At 40.7% G+C, this 26658-nt stretch carries 21 protein-coding genes; 10 read left to right on the forward strand and 11 right to left on the reverse strand.

The features are described 5' to 3' along the window. Positions 1-223 precede the first annotated feature (223 nt). The 6 genes from L2567_RS10750 (at position 224) to L2567_RS10775 (ending at position 6744) form a co-directional block, all read left to right on the forward strand. Positions 224-673 carry a CoxG family protein gene (locus L2567_RS10750; protein ID WP_235297769.1) on the forward strand — a complete coding sequence of 150 codons (450 nt, stop codon included), beginning with the start codon at positions 224-226 and terminating at the stop codon, positions 671-673. Between the two features lie 12 nt (positions 674-685). Then, positions 686-1165 (forward strand): (2Fe-2S)-binding protein, encoded by a 480-nt coding sequence (locus L2567_RS10755; RefSeq protein ID WP_235297770.1) that lies wholly within the window; start codon positions 686-688, stop codon positions 1163-1165. A gap of 31 nt (positions 1166-1196) precedes the next feature. Continuing rightward, positions 1197-3560: a xanthine dehydrogenase family protein molybdopterin-binding subunit gene (locus L2567_RS10760; RefSeq protein WP_235297771.1), complete on the forward strand. Its 2364-nt coding sequence runs from the start codon at positions 1197-1199 to the stop codon at positions 3558-3560. A gap of 309 nt (positions 3561-3869) precedes the next feature. Further along, positions 3870-4709, forward strand: coding sequence for an FAD binding domain-containing protein (locus L2567_RS10765; protein ID WP_235297772.1), 840 nt, complete (start codon positions 3870-3872; stop codon positions 4707-4709). Between the two features lie 34 nt (positions 4710-4743). Further along, on the forward strand, positions 4744-5625 hold the full coding sequence (locus tag L2567_RS10770; protein ID WP_235297773.1) for an AAA family ATPase: 882 nt from the start codon (positions 4744-4746) through the stop codon (positions 5623-5625). A 12-nt stretch (positions 5626-5637) separates the two neighbouring features. Then, positions 5638-6744, forward strand: a complete 1107-nt coding sequence (locus tag L2567_RS10775) for a vWA domain-containing protein (protein ID WP_235297774.1) — start codon at positions 5638-5640, stop codon at positions 6742-6744. A gap of 79 nt (positions 6745-6823) precedes the next feature. On the opposite strand, the gene L2567_RS10780 is transcribed toward L2567_RS10775, so the two are convergent. Both L2567_RS10780 and L2567_RS10785 read right to left on the reverse strand, forming a co-directional pair. After that, positions 6824-8023 (reverse strand): molybdopterin molybdotransferase MoeA, encoded by a 1200-nt coding sequence (locus tag L2567_RS10780; protein WP_235297775.1) that lies wholly within the window; start codon positions 8021-8023, stop codon positions 6824-6826. Continuing rightward, positions 8020-8664 (reverse strand): pyridoxamine 5'-phosphate oxidase family protein, encoded by a 645-nt coding sequence (locus tag L2567_RS10785; RefSeq protein WP_235297776.1) that lies wholly within the window; start codon positions 8662-8664, stop codon positions 8020-8022. The genes L2567_RS10780 and L2567_RS10785 overlap by 4 nt, the downstream gene beginning before the upstream one ends. A 307-nt stretch (positions 8665-8971) precedes the next feature. Between L2567_RS10785 and L2567_RS10790 the strand changes: the two genes are divergently transcribed. Further along, positions 8972-12157: a T9SS type A sorting domain-containing protein gene (locus tag L2567_RS10790; protein ID WP_235297777.1), complete on the forward strand. Its 3186-nt coding sequence runs from the start codon at positions 8972-8974 to the stop codon at positions 12155-12157. A 261-nt stretch (positions 12158-12418) separates the two neighbouring features. On the opposite strand, the gene L2567_RS10795 is transcribed toward L2567_RS10790, so the two are convergent. From L2567_RS10795 to L2567_RS10825, 7 genes are all read right to left on the reverse strand, one after another. Then, positions 12419-13426 (reverse strand): M28 family peptidase, encoded by a 1008-nt coding sequence (locus L2567_RS10795; protein WP_235297778.1) that lies wholly within the window; start codon positions 13424-13426, stop codon positions 12419-12421. 129 nt (positions 13427-13555) lie between these two features. Further along, a complete protein-coding gene (gene cysS / locus L2567_RS10800) occupies positions 13556-15040 on the reverse strand; it encodes a cysteine--tRNA ligase (protein ID WP_235297779.1) in 1485 nt (494 codons plus the stop codon). A 77-nt stretch (positions 15041-15117) separates the two neighbouring features. Continuing rightward, complete coding sequence (locus L2567_RS10805) at positions 15118-16170, reverse strand: endonuclease/exonuclease/phosphatase family protein (RefSeq protein WP_235297780.1); 1053 nt, start codon at positions 16168-16170, stop codon at positions 15118-15120. A 12-nt stretch (positions 16171-16182) separates the two neighbouring features. Then, positions 16183-17106, reverse strand: a complete 924-nt coding sequence (locus L2567_RS10810) for a rhomboid family intramembrane serine protease (RefSeq protein ID WP_235297781.1) — start codon at positions 17104-17106, stop codon at positions 16183-16185. A 3-nt stretch (positions 17107-17109) separates the two neighbouring features. Further along, the gene (locus tag L2567_RS10815; protein WP_235297782.1) at positions 17110-17844 is read right to left on the reverse strand and encodes a rhomboid family intramembrane serine protease; all 735 of its coding nucleotides are present in this window, start codon (positions 17842-17844) and stop codon (positions 17110-17112) included. An 8-nt stretch (positions 17845-17852) separates the two neighbouring features. Next, positions 17853-19658, reverse strand: coding sequence for a DNA mismatch repair endonuclease MutL (gene mutL, locus L2567_RS10820; protein WP_235297783.1), 1806 nt, complete (start codon positions 19656-19658; stop codon positions 17853-17855). An 11-nt stretch (positions 19659-19669) separates the two neighbouring features. After that, positions 19670-19984, reverse strand: a complete 315-nt coding sequence (locus tag L2567_RS10825; RefSeq protein WP_235297784.1) for a hypothetical protein — start codon at positions 19982-19984, stop codon at positions 19670-19672. Positions 19985-20251: 267 nt separating this feature from the next. Between L2567_RS10825 and L2567_RS10830 the strand changes: the two genes are divergently transcribed. Both L2567_RS10830 and L2567_RS10835 read left to right on the forward strand, forming a co-directional pair. Then, positions 20252-22147: an amidophosphoribosyltransferase gene (locus L2567_RS10830; protein ID WP_235297785.1), complete on the forward strand. Its 1896-nt coding sequence runs from the start codon at positions 20252-20254 to the stop codon at positions 22145-22147. A 104-nt stretch (positions 22148-22251) separates the two neighbouring features. After that, on the forward strand, positions 22252-23982 hold the full coding sequence (locus L2567_RS10835) for a T9SS type A sorting domain-containing protein (RefSeq protein ID WP_235297786.1): 1731 nt from the start codon (positions 22252-22254) through the stop codon (positions 23980-23982). Between the two features lie 2 nt (positions 23983-23984). Here L2567_RS10835 and L2567_RS10840 read toward each other — a convergent pair whose 3' ends face one another. After that, positions 23985-25346: a hypothetical protein gene (locus L2567_RS10840; protein WP_235297787.1), complete on the reverse strand. Its 1362-nt coding sequence runs from the start codon at positions 25344-25346 to the stop codon at positions 23985-23987. 6 nt (positions 25347-25352) lie between these two features. Next, the gene (locus L2567_RS10845; RefSeq protein ID WP_235297788.1) at positions 25353-25598 is read right to left on the reverse strand and encodes a hypothetical protein; all 246 of its coding nucleotides are present in this window, start codon (positions 25596-25598) and stop codon (positions 25353-25355) included. A 136-nt stretch (positions 25599-25734) separates the two neighbouring features. Between L2567_RS10845 and L2567_RS10850 the strand changes: the two genes are divergently transcribed. Further along, positions 25735-26643, forward strand: coding sequence for a DUF6265 family protein (locus tag L2567_RS10850; RefSeq protein WP_235297789.1), 909 nt, complete (start codon positions 25735-25737; stop codon positions 26641-26643). Positions 26644-26658 lie beyond the last annotated feature (15 nt).

Consider the following 26658-nt stretch of genomic DNA (forward strand, 5'->3'; position numbering starts at 1 on the left):
TCGATTGGTTAAATGTCCTAATATGCAATATAATCATTTAGCACTTTAATTGCTTGACTATATTTCACACGACATTTTCATTAAATTCCATTATCAGAACATTAACATGCCTTTTATTTCGACATTGGATTTATATTCCGTCTAATATTTTTTCAAATTATAGGTTCAACATTATAAATTTCAACTCTTTTTACTATTTTAATCTTTCCATAAAAAAAATCAGATGCAACTAAATGGAGAACATGTTTTGAAGGCGCCCAGAAAAGTGGTTTGGGATATGCTGATGGATCCGGATCAACTGGTCAAAATCACACCTGGGATTTCTGAGTTAAATAAAATAGATAAAACGAACTACGAAGCCATTTCGGAAATCAAAATCGGCCCTGTCAAGGGAAGATTTACAGGGGCCGTAGAATTAAAGGATATGATAGAACCGGAACAATTCACGATGGTAGTTTCGCAGAATAGTAAAATTGGTAATGTTAAAGCCAATGTCGATATCCATTTGGATAAAGTAGGTAATGGACAAACCAGACTAACATTTGATGGAAAAGCCCAAATGTCCGGTTTATTAGCCAGAACTGGATCCAGGGTAGTTTCTGGCGTGGCCAATTCGCTCACCAAACAATTCTTCGATTCATTCGAGAAAGAAATTGAATTAATGAATAGCTAAATAATAAAAATGATGTCTAACAGAATTACAACGACCATCAATGGTCAGTCGGTTACAAAAGAAGTGGAGGGGAGAACAACACTGTCCACCTTTCTTCGGGAAGATATGAACTTAACCGGCACGCACATCGGATGTGATACGAGTGGTTGCGGTGCCTGTACAGTACTATTAGATGGCAAAGCCGTGAAATCATGTACGATTTTAGCTGCTCAGGTTGATGGTAGCGAAGTTAAAACCATAGAAGGCCTGGCCCAAAACGGACAACTTCATCCATTGCAAGCGGCCTTTAAAGAAAAACATGGACTTCAATGTGGTTTCTGTACTCCCGGAATGATCATGCTGGCTGTTGATTTTCTGGAAAGCAATCCATCCCCTTCGGAAGATGAGATAAGGCATGCTCTGGAGGGAAATTTTTGTAGATGTACAGGATATCACAATATCGTAGAATCCATCAAACATGCTGCTGAAAATATGTCAGGAGTACCTGCATAATCATCATTTTAATCATTGAAAAAATCCAAATATGTCATTTATAGGAAAATCCATAAAGCGTGTTGAAGACAAACGCTTTATAACCGGAAAAGGAAAATATACAGACGATATCAAGCTGGTGGGAATGACTCATGCCCATATGGTCAGATCACCATACGCGCATGCTCGAGTTACCAAGATCGACACGCAGGCGGCGAAAGATCATGAAGGCGTCGTTGCTGTTTTTGTGGGGTCTGACATAGAAGGAATTGCTGGGGTTCCCACGGGATGGCAGGTAAATTTTAAAAATGGCGATACCATGAAAGAACCACCGCATCCATTGCTTATTCGCGATAATGTAAGGCATGTCGGTGATGCTATTGCTGTAGTGATCGCCGAAACAAAAGAAATTGCCCGGGATGCAGCTGATTTAGTTGAAGTAGAATATGATGTACTGGATGCCGTAAGCGACCCTAAGGAAGCGGTGAAAGAAGGAGCTCCACAGGTTCATCCTGATGCGCCGAATAACATCTGTTTTGACTGGGCTCTTGGAAATCCGGTAGAGGATGTGGATGCAGCCCTGGCTTCTGCACATCATGTCACATCATTGGATTTTGTCAATAATCGGGTCGTACCCAATGCGATGGAACCTCGAAGTGCTATTGGCCATTATGATGAAACCAGGGATCACTACACTTTATATACATCCACCCAAAACCCACACTTGATCAGATTACTGCTATGTGCTTTTGTTTTAGGTATTCCTGAGCACAAAGTAAGAATTGTCTCACATGATGTAGGCGGTGGATTCGGATCTAAAATTTTTCACTACACGGAAGAAGCTTTGATGGTTTGGGTATCAAAACAAATAAAAAGACCTGTAAAGTGGACTTCTGATCGCTCTGAAGCCTTTATGACTGACGCCCATGGGAGAGATCATGTCACCTCGGCTCAGATGGGATTTGATGAAAATGGCAAAATTGTAGCCTTAAAAGCCGATACCTATGCCAATCTTGGTGCTTATCTGGCCACTTTTGCTCCTGCTGTTCCGACCTATCTGCACGGCACATTATTACAAGGACTATACACCACTCCATTGATTAATGTCAATGTGACGGCAGTATTTACTAATACCAATTCTGTGGATGCCTATAGAGGAGCAGGTAGACCTGAAGCCACATATCTTCTGGAAAGATTAATAGATCTTGGATCCTTGGAAATGGGAATGGATCCGGCAGAAGTTAGAAGATTGAATTTCATCCCTGCTTTTGACGGGGTCAATCAACCTGGGTATCAAACCCAGGTAGCATTACAATACGATTCCGGTGATTATAAACCGGTGTTGGAAAGAGCATTGCAAATGGTGGGTTATGAAGATTTTCGTGCTGAACAAGCAAAGAGTTCTAGTAATGGAAAACTTTTGGGCATTGGTTTCAGCACTTACATAGAGGCCTGTGGCATTGCCCCGTCTGCCGTGGTCGGAGCATTAGGTGCAAGAGCAGGGCTTTTTGAATCTGCACAGGTTCGGGTTCAGCCCACAGGAAAAGTAAGTGTATATACAGGTTCTCACTCCCATGGACAAGGTCATGAAACTACATTCGTTCAAGTAGTTGCTGACAAACTGGGAATCCCTATGGAAGATGTGGATTTAGTACATGGTGATTCTGATGCTGTCGCTTTTGGTATGGGAACTTATGGTTCCAGATCTCTTGCGGTAGGTGGTTCTGCCATAGTAAAAAGTATTGATAAAATTCTGGAAAAAGGAGCAAAGATCGCTGCACATAAGTTAGAAGCGTCGGTAGATGATCTGGAATATGCAGAAGGAAAGTGGACCGTGAAGGGAACAGACAAATCCATTGCTTTTGGCGATGTATCTTTAACAGCCTATGTCCCTCATGATTATCCTGAAGGTCTGGAACCAGGATTGGATTTCAGTTCATTTTATGATCCTGCCAATTTCACCTATCCTTTCGGTTGTCATATCGCCATAGTAGAAGTTGATAAGGAAACTGGCAAAGTAAAACTAAAGAGATTTATCGCGGTAGACGATGTTGGAAATGTGATCAATCCTATGATAGTAGATGGTCAGATCCACGGAGGACTTGCGCAGGGAATTGGTCAGGCTTTGCATGAGGGAACCATTTATGATGAATCTGGCCAGTTGATCAATGGATCATATATGGATTATACTATGCCGAGAGCAGATGATCTGCCAAGCTTCGAGATAGATCGAACTGTGACGCCATGTCCTCACAACCCATTAGGTGTAAAAGGTGCAGGTGAGGCCGGATGTATTGGATCTACTCCAGCTGTGGTGAATGCGGTCATCGATGCACTTTGGAAAGGAGGCCATCAAGTAAAAGATATCAGAATGCCACTGACCAGCGAACGCGTTTGGGAGGCGATGAATAATTGATCATTGAAAGATTAGGATAGCAGTTTGCTTTAAAGAAAGATTTGCACTATAAACCGTGAGACTTGCCGGCCACTTGCAAATTCTTTTGCTTAGGAATAGTGTGGGACTAGCAAATGCTATTTGTAAGATTTTTAGAAAGTGCTCAAAGGCTAATAAAGTACTAAACATTGCATTTGTAAGTTGCACTGACTTGCCCGGAACTTGCAAACTCAATTTGCATGCTTAGCATAACGCGTTGAATGCATGCATACCAAATATCTTTAATGATCACTTAATAAAGTAAAAACAAAAATTAAAAAATACTAAATCATGATACCAGCACAATTTGAATATAAATCTGCATCCTCAGTTCAGGAGGCGCTTTCCATGCTTGGCGAAAACGACAAAATACTGGGAGGAGGTCACAGCCTTATTCCTGCAATGAAACTAAGATTAAACATGCCTGAGGCACTCATCGATATTTCTAAAATCGAAAAGCTCAAGGAAATCACTGATAATGAAGCCACTATTACGATAGGTGCAGGAGCTACGCACGCCAGCATCGCTGCTCATAAAGCACTTAAAAATCATGCTCCTATGATTGCTGAAGCAGCTGGAATGATTGGCGATATTCAGGTCAGAAACCGGGGTACCATCGGTGGCAGCATCGCACATGCCGATCCTTCTGCCGATTGGCCAGCTGTGCTTTTAGCCGCAGATGCGAAAATTGTAATTGCAAATGCCACTGGTAGCAGAGAAGTCGATGTTGATCAGTTTTTTCAGGGTTTTTACACTACAGCGCTTGAAGATAATGAAATCATAACAGCCATTCGCATTCCAAAATCTGCTGCCAACGCAAATTCCTGCTACGAAAAATTTGTTCAGCCCGCTTCCAGATTTGCAATTGTCGGTTGTGCTGCTGCTGTTGAAAAAAATGGTGATAGTGTATCCTCAGCACGAATAGCTTTTAGTGGGGTAAGTGATGCACCTTATCGTGCCAAAGAAGTAGAAACCGCTCTGAAAGGAGGCGATTTAAGCGAAGAACATCTTGATATGGCTTGTGCCGGTGTTACCTCAGATGTCAGTGTTATGAGTGATCATTTTGCATCCGAAAAATATAGAGCTCACCTGGCCACTGTTTACGCTAAAAGAGCTTTGAGGAGATTATAAGGAATGGAATTTCTTATATTGCAACAAAACTTAAATGACACTGCAAGAGGTCGAGCGACTGATTACTGACAATCACTACATTTCTGACGATCAGATTACCATGTCCGTATATCTGTCCATAACACTCAACAAACCCATATTGGTAGAAGGACCTCCCGGTGTTGGAAAAACAGAAATCGCTAAAGTCCTAGCCGCAGGTCTGGAAACCGAACTGATCAGGTTACAATGTTACGAAGGACTGGATGTCAGTCAATCCATTTATGAATGGAATTATCAACGTCAATTGCTCCACCTAAAAATGGATGATTCTGACCAAACATTGGCACAAAAAGAACAAACCATATTCAGTGAGAAATTTCTTCTTAAAAGACCGCTGCTTCAGGCCATCAGTAAGGAAAAACCACCTGTACTTCTATTAGATGAAATAGATCGCGCAGACGAGGAGTTCGAAAGCTTTTTACTGGAACTATTATCTGACTATCAAATTTCTATTCCAGAATTAGGGACGATAAAAGCAAGTTCCATCCCCCACGTCATATTGACCTCCAACCGAAACCGTGAGCTTTCTGAGGCCTTAAGAAGAAGGTGTTTATACCTCTGGATCGATTTTCCCGACTTCGAAAAAGAAAAGAAAATTGTAGAGCACAAGCTTCCACAGATCAACAAGCATCTTGCCGCACAGATCGTCTATTTCATGCAGGAACTTAGAAAACAAAGATTACAAAAATCGCCGGGCATTGCGGAGACCCTGGATTGGGCATTGGCACTTAGTAGTATGCATTTCGAGGAATTGGATAAGGATATTATCGAATCCACTTTAGGTATTGTAATTAAGGACTGGCAGGACACCCGACAGACTCAAGATTCTCTGGGAGAACTATTCGAAAAGGTAAAAGTTAAAATGAAAGTTCACTGACAGCACGAATGAATGGAAGTCCTCAAGCAAAACACCATCACCGCTCACATTATTCAATTCTGTCGTTTTCTCAGAGAAAATGGTTTTGTCCTGGGGCCTATGGAAGAAATACTGGCTTTAGAAGCGCTAAAAACCATTCCATATCATCATCCTTCCATTTTTAAATCAGCATTGAAAGCCACTTTGGTTAAAAACAAATTTCAACTTGACCAATTCGATCCTCTTTACCTTCAATATTGGGCAGAAGTAAGACAAGCTGAAAACGCCAAGCATAAAAAAGTGCAAAAAGAAAAGGATAGGCCCAAACCTACCGCCAATAAGCCTTCCCTTCACGTGATTAAAAAATGGCTATACAGCAATCACGAAACAGAAAAAATAGAAACTGCAAGTTATGATGTGGGCGATGGTATTTCTGAACAAGATTTTACCAGATTTTCACACGATAATCTAGAAGAAATACTATTGCAAACCAAGGTGCTGGTTAAAAAACTGACCAATCGGACAGGGCATAGATTTATTTCGTCTAAAAATCATGTACTCTTAGATATACGCAGATTAATGCGAAAAAATATCGGACGTTCAGATGAACTGATCGAACTGTCTTACAAGAAAAAAAAGATTGAAAAATTGAGATTAGTGTTGATCTGCGATGTAAGCAGGTCTATGGAATTCTATACTAAGTTTCTTTTACAATTTATGTATGGGCTGAATCAAGCGACAACTAAAATCGAAACGTTTGTCTTTAGTACCAGAATTCAACGTATTACCAAAAGTCTTCAAGATCGAGATTTTTCCAAAGTTCTTCAGGATCTTAAAGATGGTTTCGATGGATGGTCGGCAGGTACGAAAATAGGTGAATCACTTTGGGACTTTGTGAAAAATTACAGCGGACAATTGCTGGATCAAAAAACGAAAGTCATCATTCTAAGTGATGGTTGGGATACTGGAGATGCAGACTTGGTTGCTCAGGCAATGCAGTCGATCCGTAAGAGAAGTGCTAAAATCATATGGTTGAATCCATTAGCAGGTCATCCAACTTTTAAACCTGAAACAGCCTGTCTCCAAGCTGCCATTCCTTATGTGGATGTGATGAGCGCCATTTCTACCATTAAAGTATAATTCAGGAAATCCATCAGATTTTATTTGAGGGTGAATCTCTCTGTAAACCTGATTGAACCGCTAGAGCTCGATCTTCAACTTATTGAGGATTGATGATGTAAATGGGGTAACACTCTCCCTTTAAATATCGGTCTTTACCCCTCGGCAATTCCATAAATGCCTTCGCCTCTGTCAGATTGGCCAGGTCTCCGGAACCATTACCCTCAATGGGCTGTGCCCTCATTTTTCCGTCCTGACCGTAAATCAGACTTACTTGTACAAAATAGTTTAAATCCGGCTTAAAATGGATGTCTGAGGCCAATTCAGCAAAAAGTGGAGAAGCTTTAGCATTCAGATGTTTTAGCATCCATGTTCTAACGTATTTAATGGTACACATAAATGATGACACCGGATTTCCGGGAAGTGCAAAAATGGTTTTTCCTTCGCCTGATATGCCAAACCAAAAGGGTTTACCTGGTCTTTGTTTGACTTTATGAAACAGCTTTTTTACACCTAAGCTTTCAAGAGCATCTGGAATGTAGTCGAACTTTCCCATTGACACACCACCTGACAGGATCAATACATCATACTGATTGATCAGCTTGCTCAATTCATGCTGTATCATCTCGCGATTATCCGGAAGATGAAAAGCTTCTGCCCTAACCTGCAATGTGTGTAGAACACCGGCAATACTATAATTATTTGATTTTCTGATTTGATGTAGTTGAGGGATTTGCTCTACATCAACCAGTTCATCACCGGAAGAAATAATGGCTACTTTAGGTGTACTGTATACTTTTACAACGGACTTGCCACAGGTGGCCAATACTCCTAATTCAGGAGCATTGATCCTTTTACCGGTTTCAAGAAGTAAGTTGCCTTTTGCCCGATCTGATCCTTGAAAGTGAACATTCTGACGATGGGTTATCTCGTCTATTGTTATCAATGCCACACCATCTTTTATTTTCAAATCCTCATAGCGAATAACGGTATCTGCATTTTCGGGCATGATGGCTCCTGTCATCACTTCGATACAATGATTGGTTTGACTCAGCGTTTTTTTAGGTGCTCCTGCAGCTGCAATGGCTTCTATGGGATATGCCCTAATCCCTTCACGAAATTTGCTATAGTCGATTGCGATACCGTCCATGGTTACCCGATCAAAAGGTGGAAATGAACGATCAGCATGAATATCTTCAGCCAGGATTCTCCCCTGAGCGCGGACCAGTTCGACAGAATCTATTTGAGCACTTGGGCAATGTTCTAAAACGATTTCTAAAGCTTCTTCGACACTTATCATTTCACAATGGCTTTGACTGAATGGGGTCTTGAAATGCCTTCTTTCAGTAACGAATCATCAATGGGCTCACCATAGCTACGATGGATGGGGATTACTCCTGCCCAAATATCCAGTGCGTAATCTGCTTTTTCATCACCTGGATCGCCTTCGCGTCTCTTTGCAGATGCTTCCTGTATGTAAACTTTCAACAATTTGGTTGCCTTCAACTCCTTTGCTGAGGGCTGACGCGCTTCCTCCCATCTTCCTTTAAGGATTTGATCAGAAATAACAGCCAAGCCCTGATTTTTTTCCTCCTGGCTTGTTACCTCCTTTGCATGGCCGAATAAGACCACGGACTCATAATTCATCGATGAGTTAAATAGTGATCGTGCCAGTACTATGCCATTGACCTTAGTAACCGCAATAGAAACCGGAATTCCTTCTGCCAACGCCATCATCATTCTTGAGGTTGATGCTCCATGTAAATACAGTTCATCTCCTGACCTTCCGTAAATCGTCGGTATAATGACCGGATATCCGTCATATACAAATGCAACATGACACACGCAGTCTTTATCCAAAATCTCATAAATCTCCGAGCGATCATAAATGCCTCTTTTGGGAATTCTTTTCACCCTGACTTTGTCACTAGGTTTTTCCATCTGAAATTGATTAATTGAGCATAAAGATAAAATAATTGAAATGTCAATTAGCTTACAATTGAAATTCAATGCTTAATATATAATAAACATATATATGTACTATTCAATCTACATAATGTCTTACAAAACATCACTATATAAAATAATCTGCTTATATTACAAAAGACCAATTGTAGCACCATACTGAAGTAATATTGCCAGTCCCAGAGTGAAAAGCACCTATTTTCACCGTAGTCATTTCATTTCCTGTATGATCTATTAAGCGGCTTACACCCTAATATTTTTTAATCCAATTAAAACAAAAAAAATGAAGTTGAAAACTTTACGCTCAAGCTATTGCAGTTGGAGAAGGACAGTCCAAACACTCAGTTCTATTATGATGTTCTTCTTGCTTCTACAGCCACCTGCATCCGGACAAGTGGACCAGGAACAATTGAAAAAAGATTTGATATTCCAACAAAATGGACTCCATAAATTTAATCCAGACGATGCCAACAAACCCTTGCAAAGAGTTACTAATAGCAACAATGAAAATGAAAGAATTTCCAAAGTATTAGGCACTTTACAACCTACAGATGAAAGGTGTGGAATGGTGCAGGTAGAGCAAATGCTCAAGGAAAAGTTTCCGAACAGGCCTTCGACGGATCAATTTGAGAAATGGATGAAAAATGCAAAAAAGGTGATTTCCCAAAAAGGGATCAGTAGGGCTGTGGTAACCATACCTGTGGTAGTCCACATTATCGGAGGAGGCGATATAGAAATATCAGATGCACAGGTTTTATCACAGATGGAAGTGTTAAACGAAGATTTTAGAAGGATGAACGCCGATGCCTCTAATACACCCGACGATTTTGTTGGTATTGCCTCTGACGCAGAAATCAATTTTTGTCTTGCAAGTGTAGCTCCTGATGGGAGTCCGACAACTGGTATAGAGCGTTACGACTTTGGCAAATCCTCCTACAGCATAGGTGATATGGAACTCAATGTTAAGCCAAATACCATTTGGCACCCTGATTTTTACTTCAATATATGGTGTGCTCCTCTTCCAGGTGGACTCTTGGGATATGCGCAATTTCCCTTATCGGATTTAGAAGGCTTAGAAGGGCTAAGCGGCCCTTCCTATACTGATGGAATAGTCGTTCGAGACATTGCTTTCGGAGTAGGAGGTACTGCCGTAGAAGGTTTAGATCTAGGAAGGACTGCGACTCACGAAGTAGGTCATTTTTTCGGATTAAGACACATCGGTGGCGATGGAGATTGTAGTGCAGATGACTTTTGCGCTGACACTCCCACACAAGCGGGACAGAATAACAATTTTTTTGATGATTGTGACTATGATCCGAATGCAGCATTAGGTACATTACGGAACGATTGCGATGACGGGCCTGGTGATCTTCCGGATCAATTTATGAACTACATGGACTATAGTGATGACGCCTGTATGAACATGTTTTCTAGTGATCAAAAAGCTCGGATGGACGTGATCCTAGAGTTCAGTCCAAGAAGGGCTTCTCTTATTAATTCACAGGTTTGTAATGGTGTTGTTCCAAGTTATCCATATGATCCTTTTGCAGATGCTCCAGAAAATGACTTATGTGAGGGATCCATTCCAGTTTCATGTGAAGATGTCGTAAGTGGATCTACCTTAATGGCCTCTCCCAGAGAGCAACCTACTGCTTGTTCTCCAGAGCTAGAAGCTCCAGGTGTATGGTATTCCTTCATTGCTGATGGACGCCCTTTAACAGCAAGTTTATGCAGCGATGACACAGATTATGACACTAAAATAGGGATCTATCGAGGAACATGTAATGACCTACAGTGCGTAGGTGGCGATGATGATGGATGTGGTGGAATAGGAGTACCTTCTGAAGTCACAGTTGCCACAATAGCAGGTGAAACTTACTATATCTTTGTCACAGGTTGGAACGGATCCATCGGTAATTTCGAATTAACCATCAATTGCGATGGAACGCCACCACCCCCGCCGCCTGGGAATGATTTCTGTGAGGGTGCTGAAGTAGTTGAATGCGGTAGTGTGGTGGATGGCAAGACTGTTGGTGCTGTTCAGGATTTATCAGGGACTTGCGGAACCTCCATTTCTGCCCCCGGAGTGTGGTACAATATCGTAGGAACGGGAGAATTTATTACAGCAAGTGTATGTAACCTTGCCAATTTTGATACTAAGATCATCATCATTCAAGCAGATGATTGCAATTCAGATTTATTTTGCGTGGCTGGAAATGACGATGGTCCCGAATGTTTGGGCTTTACATCCGAAGTATCCTGGCTGGGAGAACAAGGGGTAAATTACTATATTTATGTCAATGGCTTTGATGGTGAAACAGGAGACTTTACATTACTAATTAACTGTAATGCCCCTGCAGAAAATGACCTTTGTGAGAACGCCATTTCTTTGGATTGTGTCGACAGTGTAGAAGGTAGTACCAACTTTGCGACGGATAGAGATCAGGTGGGAGACTCGGATTGCAGTGATGATGTTTTCTCTGATTTACTGAGTCCTGGAGTGTGGTATACCATAGAAGGATTAGGTAAACCCATCACCTTATCCACTTGCGGTACAGCAGATTATGATTCAAAAATTGATGTCTATACAGGTGAATGTGGCAATCTGGTATGTTATGCAGGAAATGAAGATGGTCCTGGGTGTCCGGATTTTACTTCAGAATTGACGTTTGATACAGAAGAAGGGGTCACCTATCATATATATGTGAGTGGCTTTCGAATTGTATTTTTTGGCATAGATTTCATGTCTAAGGGTGATTTTACCCTGAATATTACGATCCCTCAAGATTGTAAGACCGTCTATTATGGTTATGAACCAACTGCTTGTACTGAATTATCTGTTGACAACATTGATGGTGTAGGGCCTTATGACTATCAGTGGAGTGATGGATCATCTGGTGAAACAACCAAGGTATGTCCTTCTGAATCCACAGATTACTTTGTAACCATCACCGACGCTACAGGTTGCTTATATGTTTATGAATTTTTCGTTGACGTCATAGATGTAACTTGCGGAAACAAAGGGAACAAGGTCGAAATTTGTCATGAATCCAATGGGAAATTTAAAACGCTTTGTATTGATAGTGAAGACATCGATGATCACCTTTGCCATGGCGATGAATTAGGTGCATGCGGTACTTTGGTGATTTGTGGCGAACCTTGGACTTGTCCTGATGAGACATTAGAAGAAGAAAGTGTTACTGCCAGAAACGTTGTGAGCGATCAGTGGGCCATTGCTCCCAATCCAAGTTCAGGAAATTTCCGCATTAACTTGTCAGACTACCTGAATAAAGCCGTAAATCTGAGGATAATGGACACTGCAGGTAAAATAGTTTACAGTTATAATGTAAGCGAACTAGGAAGCAGTATACTGGAAATTAATCTTGATGACATCGCTAAAGGGATGTATTACGTGAGGTTGAACTCCGAATTATCTAGTAGTACCAAGAAAATTCTCCTGGTCAAATAAAAATATTAAAACACCTTTTACAGGTCATTCGGCGTCATGCTGGATGGCCTGTTTTTTTATGACAACCACAGTTTCGTCAACGTATAAGATTGATCATCAAAGTCCTGACCAGAAATACCAATAATTGCAATCCAATCAAAGCTAAAATAACGCCAATAGGTGTCATGATAACCGCAACAATGGCTGATAAACTACGAGCGGCTAAGAAGATCAATGACAAGACTAGAAGTAGTCCTACTAGACTCAAAATTTTCTTCACATTCATAGTCCTAAGGTACCATCTGAATGTCTGTACAAAACTGCAAGAACGACTTGCCCCACCACTTTTAAGTTTCTTGGCTCTATGATGTCAATGTCATCGTCCAGGGTATGATGATAAGTTCCGAAAGATGATTCCCGATTATCAGGCCTTGGTATGCTGATGATGTCAATGGTAGGAATACCCGCCTGATTCATGTAAAGGTGATCATCGGCTATGCCTCCAGTTCTATAATCCTGAAATAAATCGGAATAACCCATGTTCTGAGCCAGTTTCCAAACTTTATTCATCACCTCCGGCGCATAGTTCATGGAATATCCTTCTTTACCGAATCTGGCACCTTTTGCAGCAATCATATCCAACAAAATACCGAAGTCCGCATCATAATTCTTAGGGACTAAATTCTTTGCCCAGTATTGAGATCCAAGAGCCCAGGTATCGGTTTCACCATTCATATTTCCTTGATCCTCTACATCAAAAAGTATAAAATCAACACCCATATCAATTGGATTTTGGGTAACCTGTCTGGCAATTTCCAAAATAGCTGCGACACCACTCGCCCCATCGTCTGCTCCCATAATGGGATCATCCTGATTTTCTTCAACCGGATCTTTGTCAGCGATAAATCTGGTATCCCAGTGAGCCGCAATCGCTACACGCCGATCCATTTCTGGATTATGTTGGGCTATAATATTATATCCAGGCATTTTTTCACCGGTATAGATGGTCGCAGTAAAATTCTGCACCATCACCTTTAAACCGTAAGATTCAAGTTTTTCTACCAACCAATCTTTGGTTGCTTGGTGAGATTCCGTTCCCGGAACTCTGAATCCAAAATCAAGCTGCTTCTCGAGGTATGAATAGGAGGAATCAACATTAAAGGTTGGAACTGTTGCCCGGGGTCTGTTAACTGGTTCAGCCTGGGTGTCCTGACCTGAATCTGAATTACAGGAGATTAAAACCACCTGTAATACCAACCCCAAAAGTAAAAAATATTTGAATTTATTCATTTTCATTTTTATTCTAAATTGAACTCTTCTCCCACAGCTTATGAACCATCCAATAAGACTGCGAATCCTAAGATTACTAAATGTATTCTTTCGTACCCTCAAGATTTAATACGTAAGGTGAATCAAGGCTTAACTCTTAAATCCCCACTCTGTACCGTCCTTCCCGTCTTTAATCTGTATATCTAACGCCGCTAAATCGTCTCTGATTTTATCTGACACGCCCCAATTCTTCTCATCTCTTGCTCCCTGTCTGAGATCGATCACCAATTGCATCACACCATCCAAAACATCTCCCGATTCCTCCTCCGCAGCATCCTTTAGGCCTAATACCTCGAAGATGAACTCCGGAAAAGTTTTCTGTAATCGTTCTATTGTAGACTGTGAAACTTCACTTAAGTTTAATGTACCTTCCTTTAATCCGTTGATCTTATTGCACAATTCAAAGTAACGGGAAAGTGCTTTCGGAGTGTTAAAATCGTCCAACAAATCTTCCACTGCCTGATCAAGAAGGGCATTGATCTCTTGATCTAAAGCAGTTTCTACATCGCTTTTTCCATTGAGCTTATCTACAGCTTTTAGGCATTCCATGATTCTTTTATAACCTTTTTCAGCGGCCAGAATTCCCTCATCCGTCAGGTTCAACTCACTTCTATAGTGGCTTTGCAACATGAAAAATCTGATAACCATCGGATGAAAACCTTTGCTTACATGAGGACTGTCGCCACTGAAAAGTTCAGAGGGTGAAATGGTATTCCCATCACTCTTGGACATCTTTTTACCATTCATCAAAAGCATATTGGTATGCAGCCAATAATTCGCCGGGGCACAACCGCAAGCACCAACATTCTGAGCTACCTCATTCTCATGATGCGGAAATTTTAAATCATTCCCTCCCCCATGTATGTCAAAAGTTTTACCTAGATACTTCGTAGACATCGCAGAACACTCCAGGTGCCATCCCGGAAATCCTTCTCCCCAGGGAGAATTCCATCTCATCAAATGTTCGGGTGATGCATTCATCCAAATGGCAAAGTCTGAGGGATTTTTCTTCTCGCTTTGATTCTTAAGATCTCTGGTTTCAGATTGTAACTCATCGATAACCCTACCAGATAATTTGCCATACTGTCCGGTTTCTTCCGCGAATTTAATGGTATCAAAATAGACAGAACCATTCACTTCATAGCCATATCCATTGTCAATGATCTGCTGTACCATCTCGATTTGCTCGATAATATGTCCTGTAGCCCTTGGTTCAATGTTAGGTCGCTTGGCATTAAAAATATCCATCATATCATGAAAGCCATTGGCATACTTCTGTACAACTTCCATGGGTTCTAACTGATCGATCCTTGCTCCTTTCGAAATTCTATCTTCACCATCATCCAGCAAATGACCTACATCTGTAATGTTGCGCACATACCGCACTTTGTATCCCAGATGGAGCAATATCCTGTAGATGACATCAAATCGCACAAAGGTCAGGCAATTTCCCAGATGGACGTCACTGTAAACAGTCGGGCCGCAAACATACATACCCACTTTACCTTCATTGATAGGTTTGAATTCCTCCTTAGTCCTGCTGAGACTATTATACACGAACAATTTTCTTTCCATAGGGGGCAAAAATAAATTATTTAAATGAAATAGGTGTAGCGTGGCTGTTTGCTTTTCCAATTTAAAGGAAACCTGGTTTACTCCCGCAAACTTACTACCGCCTTAACCGGATAATGATCAGAGAACCCTTCGCGTAAAATCTGGTGTTCCAGAACCTTGAATTGATCACTGACCAATATATAATCGATTCTTAAGGCTGGTATTTTACCGGCAAAAGTGGTTCCCAGACCTCGTCCCTTCTCAACGAAACTATCCTGCATGTCACCTTTTATCAAATCATATAAATATGAAAGAGGGACATCATTAAAATCACCTGCTAAAATGATGGGATAAGGGCTTTCATGCATGTGAGCCCTGATTCTTTCGGCGTGACCGATTCTGACCGAAGCATTATCTCTATATCTTTGAATGATGGATTTAACGCCACTCCACGTTTCTCGATTCTGAATATTACCTTCCTTAATTACACGTTCTGCAGTCATCGTGATTTTGTTAGACTCCATGTGTAGATTATAAATCCGATAATTGCTCCCATTCACATTGACATCCACCCAAATACAAGAGTTAATCGTGGAAGTCGAAGAATGAATCTGACCCTTATTTTGTATAGGATGCTTGCTGAATATAACCGGACCTATTTCCTCAGGAGCAAACATATAAGGGTATTTGAGCTTTTTATTCCAAAGTTCAATGGACCGAATACCTAACTCCTGCGTGCAAATAAAATCCACATCTTCAAAATCCTTCATAAAGGAAAAAAACTGCTGAGCGCGTTCATCTTTATTATCTACCGCCCTATAAATATAATTGAGATTTTGTGTGTTGTAACTCAAAATCTCTAGCTGTCCAGGACTACTCATGTAACCGGTGCTGTTGAGTCCAATGAATCCTTGTATATAATTGATTCCAACAATAATTGTGATCAATGAAATGAGGGAAAAACGCAATTTATTGAAGAGCCAAAAGATGATGAATAATACATTCCCCAGTAACAACCATGGGTAAAAAACAGCTATGACACTAAGAGGCCAAAGATTTTTAGGATTAGAATAGGGTGAAAGATAAGCCAGTAAGGTGACGACCACCCACAGTATGTTCAGGTATACCACTAACTTAAGAATCTTCTTCAAATTCTGGAATATCTAGTTTTTACTTTGATTCTCCAGAAAATCTCTCTCCTCTTTACTAAGGCTTTTAATACCCTTCTCTTTGATCTTATCCAGAATTTCATCCAGTCGATCAGAGCTCGAGTATTGCCCCATCTCATCGTCAGTTCGCCTACCTGATCTTGCCTTTCTCTCATCTGCTTTAAAACTGACCTTTAACGGGCTTTTCCTTCTGGGAGATTTCCTTTCTGATCCATCAAAGATACTCACGATTTTGTTAATGGTGTTGTCTATGGGTGTAGAAAGATCATATCCATTTCTCAATCCTGAAACAACCAGGCCTCCCATGATGGCTCCCCCTATATGCGCCAGATGTCCACCCGTATTAGACATATTGGACACAGCAAGCAAATCGAGGATCAGTAATACCAATACAATGTACTTGATCCTGACTGGTCCTATTAAAATAAGATTCATTTGATAATCGGGGGCCGTAAATCCGGCAGCAACCACGATAGCCATTACAGCTGCTGAGGCTCCGTATGCAATTTGGTGTCCTGAAGAGATAAAATTGGCAGAAATCCAGAAAAATACGATCCCTGCAATAATGCCCAGAATATAAATGGGTAAAATATGCCGATCGCCCAGCAAATCACCTACAATTCTACCAAACCAGAGCAACAACAACATATTAAATAGAATGTGGAAAAATCCAAAATGCGTAAAGGCGTGTGTGACAAAGACCCAGGGATGGGTCAAATTAAACACCATCGATTCATTAATCGCAATATATCTGGTGAAAGCAGCTATTTTATCAGGATACTCAGGTCCTGTAAATATCAATCCAATCTTGACCAATATGATCGCAAGAAACATAGCCCCATTGATGATGATCAGCCGTGAAATCATGGTTCCCGACTTGAAGTAGGTCTTTAAATCTTGAAATATCGAATCAAACATGCTTTACCTTTTAAATGGGTTTCCATACCATAAACTTACGAGAATAAATCCTGCTAACGCTCCTCCCAGGTGTGCAAAATGTGCAATCCCTGTTTGTTGGCCACTAATTCCTGAAAATAAATCGATCGCGACAATTCCTGCAACTAAAAATTTGGCTTTAATGGGTATGGGCGGAAAAAGCAACATGAGTCTCATATTAGGAAAGAACATGGCAAAGGCAAGAAATACGCCATAAATTGCTCCTGATGCCCCCACCACAGGAATATTGAACACCCCATTCAATTTTTGGAAAACGATCTCAGCCTCATTTCGATTTAATCCGGTATTCTGGAAGACACCTGTGGACATAAAGTTTCGCAATTGATCCATGGTCATTCCGGAAGTGAGATCTTTTACCTGGTAAAATTGCAAGTAGTCAACACCTATATGTGCTAGCATGGCTCCGAATCCGCAAATGAGATAAAACAATAAGAACCTCTGAGAACCCATCCTTTTTTCAACATATGGACCTAGAAAAAACAAGCCCAGCATATTGAATAGCAAGTGAGAAAGCCCGCCATGCATAAACATGTGCGTAATTAATTGAATCGGTTTAAATTTTTCCGAAAGTGGTGAATACAGCATGAAATACTGAGATAAATCAATACCGGAAAGCTGTGCTGTTAATGACACCCCTGCAAATACGATCACATTGAGGATGAGTAAATTCTTTACGACATCCGTAATATTATTCATCATACCTTACATTAACTATTGAAACGCTTTTTCAGTTCATCTAGCTCCACAGTAATAAATGTCTTATTTCCGTAAGCATTGGTATAAGGATTTTCACTGGCAAACAGTCGATCGATAAGATTCTGCATTTCTTTTTCATTTAAGGTGTGATAACCTCTAACGGCGCGCTTGGTAGCAAGGCTGGCCGCAATGTTTTCTGAGACGCCCAGTTTAAAGTCAATGTTGCTTTCATACTGATCAATTAATTCTTCAACCAACTTCGTTTCATCTAGGGTGCCATCCATTCCGGAGGGTAGCGCATGAATAATAAATGAATCATTTCCAAATTCTTCGATTTCCAATCCCATACAAGCCAGGTCATCTTTCATAATCCTCATGGTCTCTGCTCTGGCGGCACTTAATTCGATGGGTTTAGGAAAGAGTTTCTTTTGAGAAAGTACTTCCTGGTTGCGAACACTTTCCAGATATTCTTCGTAGAAAATCCTTTCCATTGCTCTTTTTTGATCAATAATCAGAAATCCCGACTTAATGGGATTCACGATGTATTTACCATGCATTTGGTAGGGTTGATTACTCAATGTTTCACTTTCGATCAAATTGGACCCTGATTGCATGGCACTGGGTATTCTCATCGGCAGATCTCCCTCTTCAGAAGGTTCAATGGTAATCATTCCTTCATAGATGGACTCCCAGTTTCTCAAATTATCCCTTTGCAATTCTGACTTTTGTGGCATTCCATATCCTCCCTGATCCATTCTACTTTTCATTCTGTCGAATCCGGGATTAGAAAATGTATTTTCCTGGGAGAAATCCAGGACTGGTGTGATGTTATATTGACCTAAGGCATGCCTGACTGCAACTTTAATGTAATTATAGATCAAACGCTCTTCTTCAAACTTGATTTCTTGTTTTGTAGGATGCACATTGACATCAATCTGAGAAGGATCTATGTTTAGGAACAAAAAGTATACAGGCGTGTGATCGGATGCTATTAAATCCTCGTAGGCTGATTTAATGGCGTGGTTTATATAATTGCTTTTGATAAATCTTTGATTGACAAAAAGGTATTGATCTCCGCGGCTTTTTTTTGCAGCTTCCGGCTTGCCAATAAAGCCCGACAATACCAGATTGTCAGTATCTACCTCCACAGGGACCAGCTTATCATTAATCGATTTTCCCATAACACTCACAATTCTCTGACGCAAATTGCCTACCGGAAGGGTCATGATGTTGTTGTTATTATGGTAAAGTGTAAACTTAATTTCGGGGTATGAGAGGACAATTCTGTTGAACTCGTCTAAGGCATGCTTATATTCAGTGGGGTCGGATTTAAGAAATTTTCGCCGTGCAGGAACATTGTAGAATAAGTTTTTGATACTGATGTTCGTCCCTATCGGACCCTGGCACGCTTCCTGGCGTGTAACCTTTGTCCCTTCCACCCTTACATTGATGGCGATTTCTTTTTCAGGTGTTCTGGTCACTAAATCCACTTTCGCAACAGCCGCTATTGACGCTAAGGCCTCTCCTCGGAATCCCATGGTATGGATGGCAAAAAGATCTTCTGTGGTTCTTATTTTCGAAGTAGCGTGCCGTTCGAAACACATTCTGGCATCGGTTTCACTCATTCCTTTGCCGTTGTCTACAACCTGGATAAGCGTTTTGCCAGCATCCTTCAGGATAAGCTGTATGTCAGTAGCTCCAGCATCGATAGCATTCTCCAGTAATTCTTTTACTATAGAGGCGGGTCTTTGTACCACTTCGCCTGCTGCAATCTGATTAGCAATAGTATCCGGGAGAAGCTGAATTATATCAGCCATAAATTTTTAAATTATTCTACCAGTTTTACAATTTCAGGTAAGAAATTGGACAAAAGTAAGAAAGTTAATAGAATGAGAACAGCCATGGTGATCAACAATGTTCTATTCGACTTTCTTCTGGCAGTAGATTCATAGGTTCTGTCAATGATCCCTCTGGTTTTAAAACCGGCTTTGATTCTGGATTTCATAGCTTCTGCATCCGAGATGTTTTCAGCTTTGTTGCGTTCAATAATCTCATTTATTTTCTCTTGCCGCTCATCATAAAATCGCGGTTTGAAATTAAATTGTTTGGGCTTTTGTGATCTGAAAAATGAAAAAATTGCCATGTTGTGAAGTTAACAATTAAAAAGATGTTGACTACATCATAGATGCAGATAATTAACAAATAGAACGTATGAAAGGTAAACTTCATTATGGTTGAAAAGTTTTACAGGACAAAAGCAACAATAATTGAAGGCTGAGAATAAGTGAGGGTAGCGCTTAACTGGCATTATAACAGTTTTTTAACCAATTTGCGAAATCATTTATGTGGTATCATTGTTATAGTAAGTCTTAATATTAAATTAACTTTACGTGCTTAACTCAGTGACCTGATGAGCGATCAAATCAAACATGAGTGCGGCCTCGCTGTCGTGAGATTATTAAAACCATTAGAGTTTTATAAAAACAAGTATGGTACCTCACTGTATGGATTAGACAAGATGCAACTGCTGATGCAGAAGCAGAGGAATCGTGGTCAGGATGGAGCGGGTCTCGCTACCATTAAGCTGGACATGGGCCCGGGCCATCGTTACATCAGTCGAAAAAGAACCAATACCGCAACTTATCTGGAAGACTTATTTGGTGGAGTGTTTTCCCATTTTGACGGACTTCCTGAGGAAAAAATGCAGGATCCGCTATGGTTGAAACAAAACAAGCCTTACACGGGCGAATTGCTCCTGGGTCATCTGCGCTATGGAACTCATGGAGATAATTCCATCGAAACCTGTCATCCCTTTTTACGACAAAACAACTACATCAGTAGAAATTTAGTAGTTGCGGGAAATTTCAATTTGACCAATGTTGAAGAGCTTTTTCAGGAATTGGTAACGCTTGGTCAGTATCCAAAAGAAAAATCGGATACGGTCACCGTCATGGAAAAAATCGGTCATTTTCTGGATGATGAAGTTCAACGATTGCATTCCTGGTTCAAGCCGGAAGGCTATAACAATCAAGAAATCAATACCCTGATCTACGAACATCTGGATATTCAGAGACTGTTGCAAAGGGCATTCAGAAAGTTTGATGGTGGTTATACTATGGCCGGATTAATCGGACATGGCGACGCCTTTGTAGTCAGAGATCCGGCAGGAATCCGCCCGGCTTACTATTATCACGACGATGAGATCGCTGTCGTTGCTTCTGAACGGCCTGCAATTCAGACTGCCATTGATGTTCAATATGATGAAGTTAAAGAGCTGAAAAGAGGCCATGCTTTGATCATCAGAAAGAACGGGACGATCAGCGAGGAATTGATTAAAGACCAGGTCGAAAGAAGAGCTTGTTCATTTGAAAGGATATATTTCAGCAGAGGTACGGATAGAGACATTTACCTGGAAAGAAAAAAACTGGGAGAAATCCTTTGTGATAAAGTACTGAAGGAAATCAACTACGATTTTAAGAATACCATATTTTCATTCATTCCCAACACGGCAGAATCCGCCTTTTTCGGCATGATGCATGGACTGGAAGATGCATTGAACAAATTAAAGATCAGACAGATCAAAGAATTAGGTCCGACACCAGATACGCAAAAACTGGAAGAAATACTCTCTGTCAGACCGCGATTCGAGAAATTAGCCATTAAAGATGCCAAGCTAAGGACCTTCATAGCAGATGATAACAGTCGAGGCTTAATGGTTCCCCATGTTTACGATGTTACTTATGGCATCGTAGAGAATGATGTGGATACGATTGTTTTGATCGATGACTCCATAGTAAGAGGGACGACGCTACGCAACTCGATCTTGAGAATACTTTCCAGACTCAGACCTAAGAAGATAGTCATAGTTTCCTCTGCACCGCAAATCAGATATCCTGACTGCTATGGAATAGATATGTCGAAAATGAAAAATTTTGTGGCATTCAGAGCTTTGGTTGCGCTTCTTGAAGAGCATGGCAAAGAAAATTTATTGGAGCAAACTTATCAAAGATGTCTGGCCATGGCAGATGCCGAGGACGAAGATCTAAAGAACGAAGTTCAGCAGTTGTACGATGAATTTCCGTATGAAATGGTGAGCGATAAAATTAGTGAATTACTAACACCTCCGGACATTAAACCAGATGTCAAAATCATTTATCAAACCATAGAAGGTCTGCACGAAGCATGTCCTGATCATTCGGGAGACTGGTACTTTTCAGGAAATTTCCCAACAGCGGGAGGAATCAGAGTCGTCAATAAGGCTTTTGTCAATTATATGGAGAAAGTGGACGCCAGAGCATATGCTTAGGGTATAGTCAAACTTGAGTGATAGGGTGAGTTGGTCAAAATTCTTCCATAAGATGTTTGATATTTTATTAACTTGATATCATTATTGACCCTCACAATTGAAACATGAAAAAGAATTTTGCCCTTCTTAGCCTGATTACAATCTTATTAATTGGAGTTCAACTACAGATCACTGCTCAGTGTACGGACTTTTTGGAAGAGCCCATAGAATCCTTTGGCTCTGCTCCGATAGTCATCGCCGGTTGTCCACAGTATAATGAGATCAACGATTTTGAAGTGTATGCAGCAGAGGCCTATATCGTTGAAAATTTTGTCATGGGGCAAGAGTATGCATTTAACATTTGTAATGGTGAAAGTGCAGGAAGCTGGATTCCAGAATTTACCATTCAAGCTCCAAGTGGAGCCATAGATGCTTTTGGTGCCGGGGATGGCGATAGTTGTACCATCACCTGGACTGCTACAGAGAACGGTACCTATCTTATCATTATCAATGAAGCCGGTCAGTGTGGGGGAGGTGAAAATACCGGCTCAGATAATGGATATCCGACCCTTGAAATTATTGCGGACGCAAGCAATTGTGATACCAGTATTTGCTTACAATGGCAGGAACCTTCCGGATTTTCAGGATATTCCAACTTTAACACATCATTCGGAGGTGCGCCACTAGATTTTGGTGGTGGCTGTGATACTTTTACTGTTGAAATTGCGGTTTGGGCCGCAGAAGGTTATGCTCTTGACAATGTGCAGGTAGGGGGATCTTACGCTTTTAACATTTGTGAAGGGACAGGTGCTGGAACGTGGATTCCCGAGTTTACCATCATATCGCCCAATGGTAATATAGATGCTTTTGGTCATGGCGATGGGGATGGTTGCTCGATTTCCTGGACAGCAAGTGAAAGTGGTACATATATCATTGTGATTAATGAGGCAGGACAATGTGGAGGCGGTGAAAACACACAAACGGACAATGGCTTTCCATCTATTACTTGTACAGGTGGAGTTTTTGTAGAATGCTCCGTAGGTACAGTGGTTTCAGAAAGAGGATGGACGGTTTGTGGCGATCTTGATTCCTTTGCTGTCGAGGTAGCTAATGCTGTCATTCCAGAGGGTGGAGGGATAGGATATGGTTTTGCTCCTGGTACAGATGGTACAGGTGGCAATGGAACTGGATTTGCCATTACCAATTCCACTACAGATGTTCTTTTTGACAATGATATCAATGGCGTTCTGAGTTCAAATGGACTGGACAAGCTGCGAGGTACCTGGATGATTTCTCCATTCACTTATACTGACGCTGAGAATGCTGTCGCCTCCAGATGTGATGTAAGCACAGAAACCATTACTGTTTTCTTTAATGATAATATAGAGTTGACGGTGGAAGAAATAGGTGGAGGTCAGGCTGTAGTTAGTGCCAATGGAGGTGCCGCCCCTTATACCTTTACCTGGTCAGATCCCATGAGTCAAATGACGGATACCCTCAGTGTAGAAGCTGACGGAGAATATCAAGTGACCGTAACTGATGAATTAGGATGTACGGAGGTAGCGAGCGTTAACATCACGACCACTTCATTAGAACAAATTGTGCAGTTGGAAAAGTGGTCCATTGCACCTAATCCTACAAACGGCATATTGAACGTCTCCGTGAATTTACTGTCAGAAGAACTGACAAGTTTGCAAATCCTTGATCTTACAGGTCGGATCATTGACCATAGAAAATTTACAACATCCCAGCTATCAGAACAATTTGACATGAGTGAAAGCGCACCAGGAATGTATTTGTTAAAACTAAATGTGGATGGAAAAATCAATATTAGAAAATTCATTGTAGCGCAATAAGACTAAAATGATTCTACCAATTTAAGTTCAATGATTTCACTGGCGTCAAGATCAGAACTCAGTACTACAGTCTCTTCTTTCCCCCGAAAACTATATCTCATAGCCATGGTGTTGGGTGGTTCACTGCCTAGATTAACCGCATGTAGTAGAAGGTAGTTTTTACCTTCCGGATTCAATTTTATTCTTATTGGGTAAGGCTTGCCTTTGAGTGGAAAGTCTTCTAAAATCCAGTCTCCATTGAAGTTGACCGATACGATGTCCCCATCTATCATCTGATGATCAAAAATTTCTATTTCGAGGACCTCAGAATCTACAATTAAAACCTTGTTGGAATTAGAAATATTTCGATTTTTCAGCTTTTCAGGTAATGAAAGAATGATGGGATCAGCGCTGATTAAAGGCACATCTTCCATCCATCGATTTGGATAAATCACTTGATAAAAATGCGGTATTTCCATCAATTTAATAGATTTTGATGGGTCGATGCTTTCATTGTAAGCATTGACATAACCATTTCCATACCGATTCACATAATTCAGTAATCGTGAATTATGATAGTAGTAATATTTACCGTACAGTTTATATTCTAATGGGACGCTGCCGGATCCAATGAAATCCCTTGCACCTTCCACAAACAAGTTTAGCTTCTTGCCTTGCTCTCTCTTATCATTTTCACTCGCCGCTGCCTTTTCGAGCGCATCAAGATTTTGAGCCCAGTCATTATCCTTTTTATATCTGAGATTGTCCAACATTTGTGATGCCTTGAGGTGTACGCCTCTGAATGGATCCGCAACAATCTGATTGGATCTCATAAATTTATAAACCAATGACTTTAATTGCTTATGTTCCAGGTAAAAATCTTCGAAAAGCTGTACCCCTTTTTCTAAAATCTCATAAATTTTCTCCTGATTATCCCGTATACTTAAGTCATTTTTTTCGATGAATTGAGCTGCTTCGAAACGAATGGCATTGATGGACCGCAACTGCCTTCTCATATTTGAAGCGACGGCGTTAAGGGAAGCACTCAAACCATTTACCTCTTGTTGGGTGGCAATATCATACCATTCATAGGGAGTCGTGTCGTAAAACCAATGATCAGTATCCTCGAAAATATCACCCGGCAAATCTTTATTAGAATAAAAATTGATTTGATGGCTTTCCAGATCAACGAATTTATTGACCTCCTGATTAAAGTTTTCTAGAAGGCGATGAACGATCAGCATTCCATGGGTAGCCTCATTGTTGAAATCAATGTAATGGTTAATCGCGCTGATATCATTGTTTTGTGCCCCAATGGCATGGGTGATACATAGCATGAAAGCCTGTAGAATAATTTTGCGCAAAGTAGTTTTAGTTGTTGTCATGCAATTTTAAACAAAATCCGTGAAGTTATCCCGCGGCTTTTGAGTTCTGGCCTTTCGACGTAGAAAATCAAGACTTTTTTTATCCGTCACCCACTCCTCTGTATAGCCACAATCAATACAAGTATAGTGGTCCAAGGGCACCACTTTAAACGTAGAAATCATAATTTTATTTCCATGATTATGGTGCTTACGACCTTTAGAAACATAAATTTCAGTGGAACTGCATTTTGGGCAAGTATGGGAAAATCTCATAAAGCTAATTTATTCCTAAAGATATAAAATAGCCGCACGCGTGTTGCAGGAACTGGATCTGAGATTTTGTAGTGTGTATTTAAGCCTTCAAAATAAAAAGAAGTCTCGTTAGAATCCATTAAATTTAATAAAAAATATGAAGCTCCTCATTCTATCCATACTAATTTTTCCATGGGCAGTCAATGCACAACAAATCAGTTCAGACTTTTTTTTTTTAGAAGGCTTATGGAAACTACCTAACCGGGAGAATTTTGAACAATGGAGGATTTCAGGCGACACCTTGAGTGGAGTGGTATTTGAGGTCAATGGTGGGAAGCGTGTTGTTTCTGAAAACATGCAAATTTACAAAGAGGATGGGATAGTCAGTTTGTATGCCAATGTTCAAGGCCAAAACGAAGGAATAACCATCGCCTTTGCATTACAGCATGTAGACCAAGGGAGGTATATTTTTGAAAACAGCAGGCATGATTTTCCCAAAAAAATTATTTATAAGGATATTTCACCTGACACTCTGGGTGTGGAAGTGAGGGGAGAAGACGATAAGGGTTTTTCGTATCAGATGATCAGGCAGTCTGCACCATCATTAATCCCGTCATGGTTTTTGTCCAATATGGAAGATCATATTGGGCATTGGATTACAGATAATTCACAGTATCAAAGTGATCAGGAAGTTTACGATCATTATGGTATGACCTGGGAATGGGGAATTGGCAACACATCGACTGTTGGAAGATTATATGCCTTTAAAGATGAAGAACAGTCGCAAGATTTTTGGCAATTTCGACAGTACTGGGACAATATGGATCGGGAAGGAAAATTACAACAGTTTGGCCATGGTGGAGTCAATGGTTTAGGTACAGTCAGTCGAAATAAAGATGGAAACTTTGAGTCTATTCAGGTATTCTCATTGCCAGATGGCAGAAATTGGGTGGAAAAGCACATCACGATATTTGGTGCCGAAGGATTCACAACTACATCTTATGAACAAAACGAAGATGGGAGTTGGACGAAAAAGAGAACTTATTATTGGACAAAAAGGGAGTGAAAGCTTCCAGGACAT

Origin of the sequence: Portibacter marinus, from assembly GCF_021533195.1 — a bacterium.
Classification (GTDB): Bacteria; Bacteroidota; Bacteroidia; order Chitinophagales; family Saprospiraceae; genus Portibacter; species Portibacter marinus.

Excerpts from the sequence above, each read along its gene's own strand:
- cysS (WP_235297779.1), bottom strand. The coding sequence starts at position 15,040 with ATGGAAAGAAAATTGTTCGTGTATAATAGTCTCAGCAGGACTAAGGAG.
- L2567_RS10830 (WP_235297785.1), top strand. The coding sequence starts at position 20,252 with ATGAGCGATCAAATCAAACATGAGTGCGGCCTCGCTGTCGTGAGATTA.
- L2567_RS10795 (WP_235297778.1), bottom strand. The coding sequence starts at position 13,426 with ATGAATAAATTCAAATATTTTTTACTTTTGGGGTTGGTATTACAGGTG.
- L2567_RS10835 (WP_235297786.1), top strand. The coding sequence starts at position 22,252 with ATGAAAAAGAATTTTGCCCTTCTTAGCCTGATTACAATCTTATTAATT.
- L2567_RS10825 (WP_235297784.1), bottom strand. The coding sequence starts at position 19,984 with ATGGCAATTTTTTCATTTTTCAGATCACAAAAGCCCAAACAATTTAAT.
- L2567_RS10775 (WP_235297774.1), top strand. The coding sequence starts at position 5,638 with ATGGAAGTCCTCAAGCAAAACACCATCACCGCTCACATTATTCAATTC.
- L2567_RS10760 (WP_235297771.1), top strand. The coding sequence starts at position 1,197 with ATGTCATTTATAGGAAAATCCATAAAGCGTGTTGAAGACAAACGCTTT.
- L2567_RS10790 (WP_235297777.1), top strand. The coding sequence starts at position 8,972 with ATGAAGTTGAAAACTTTACGCTCAAGCTATTGCAGTTGGAGAAGGACA.
- L2567_RS10785 (WP_235297776.1), bottom strand. The coding sequence starts at position 8,664 with ATGGAAAAACCTAGTGACAAAGTCAGGGTGAAAAGAATTCCCAAAAGA.
- L2567_RS10840 (WP_235297787.1), bottom strand. The coding sequence starts at position 25,346 with ATGACAACAACTAAAACTACTTTGCGCAAAATTATTCTACAGGCTTTC.
- L2567_RS10810 (WP_235297781.1), bottom strand. The coding sequence starts at position 17,106 with ATGTTTGATTCGATATTTCAAGATTTAAAGACCTACTTCAAGTCGGGA.
- L2567_RS10765 (WP_235297772.1), top strand. The coding sequence starts at position 3,870 with ATGATACCAGCACAATTTGAATATAAATCTGCATCCTCAGTTCAGGAG.
- mutL (WP_235297783.1), bottom strand. The coding sequence starts at position 19,658 with ATGGCTGATATAATTCAGCTTCTCCCGGATACTATTGCTAATCAGATT.
- L2567_RS10815 (WP_235297782.1), bottom strand. The coding sequence starts at position 17,844 with ATGATGAATAATATTACGGATGTCGTAAAGAATTTACTCATCCTCAAT.
- L2567_RS10850 (WP_235297789.1), top strand. The coding sequence starts at position 25,735 with ATGAAGCTCCTCATTCTATCCATACTAATTTTTCCATGGGCAGTCAAT.
- L2567_RS10845 (WP_235297788.1), bottom strand. The coding sequence starts at position 25,598 with ATGAGATTTTCCCATACTTGCCCAAAATGCAGTTCCACTGAAATTTAT.
- L2567_RS10770 (WP_235297773.1), top strand. The coding sequence starts at position 4,744 with ATGACACTGCAAGAGGTCGAGCGACTGATTACTGACAATCACTACATT.
- L2567_RS10780 (WP_235297775.1), bottom strand. The coding sequence starts at position 8,023 with ATGATAAGTGTCGAAGAAGCTTTAGAAATCGTTTTAGAACATTGCCCA.
- L2567_RS10755 (WP_235297770.1), top strand. The coding sequence starts at position 686 with ATGTCTAACAGAATTACAACGACCATCAATGGTCAGTCGGTTACAAAA.
- L2567_RS10750 (WP_235297769.1), top strand. The coding sequence starts at position 224 with ATGCAACTAAATGGAGAACATGTTTTGAAGGCGCCCAGAAAAGTGGTT.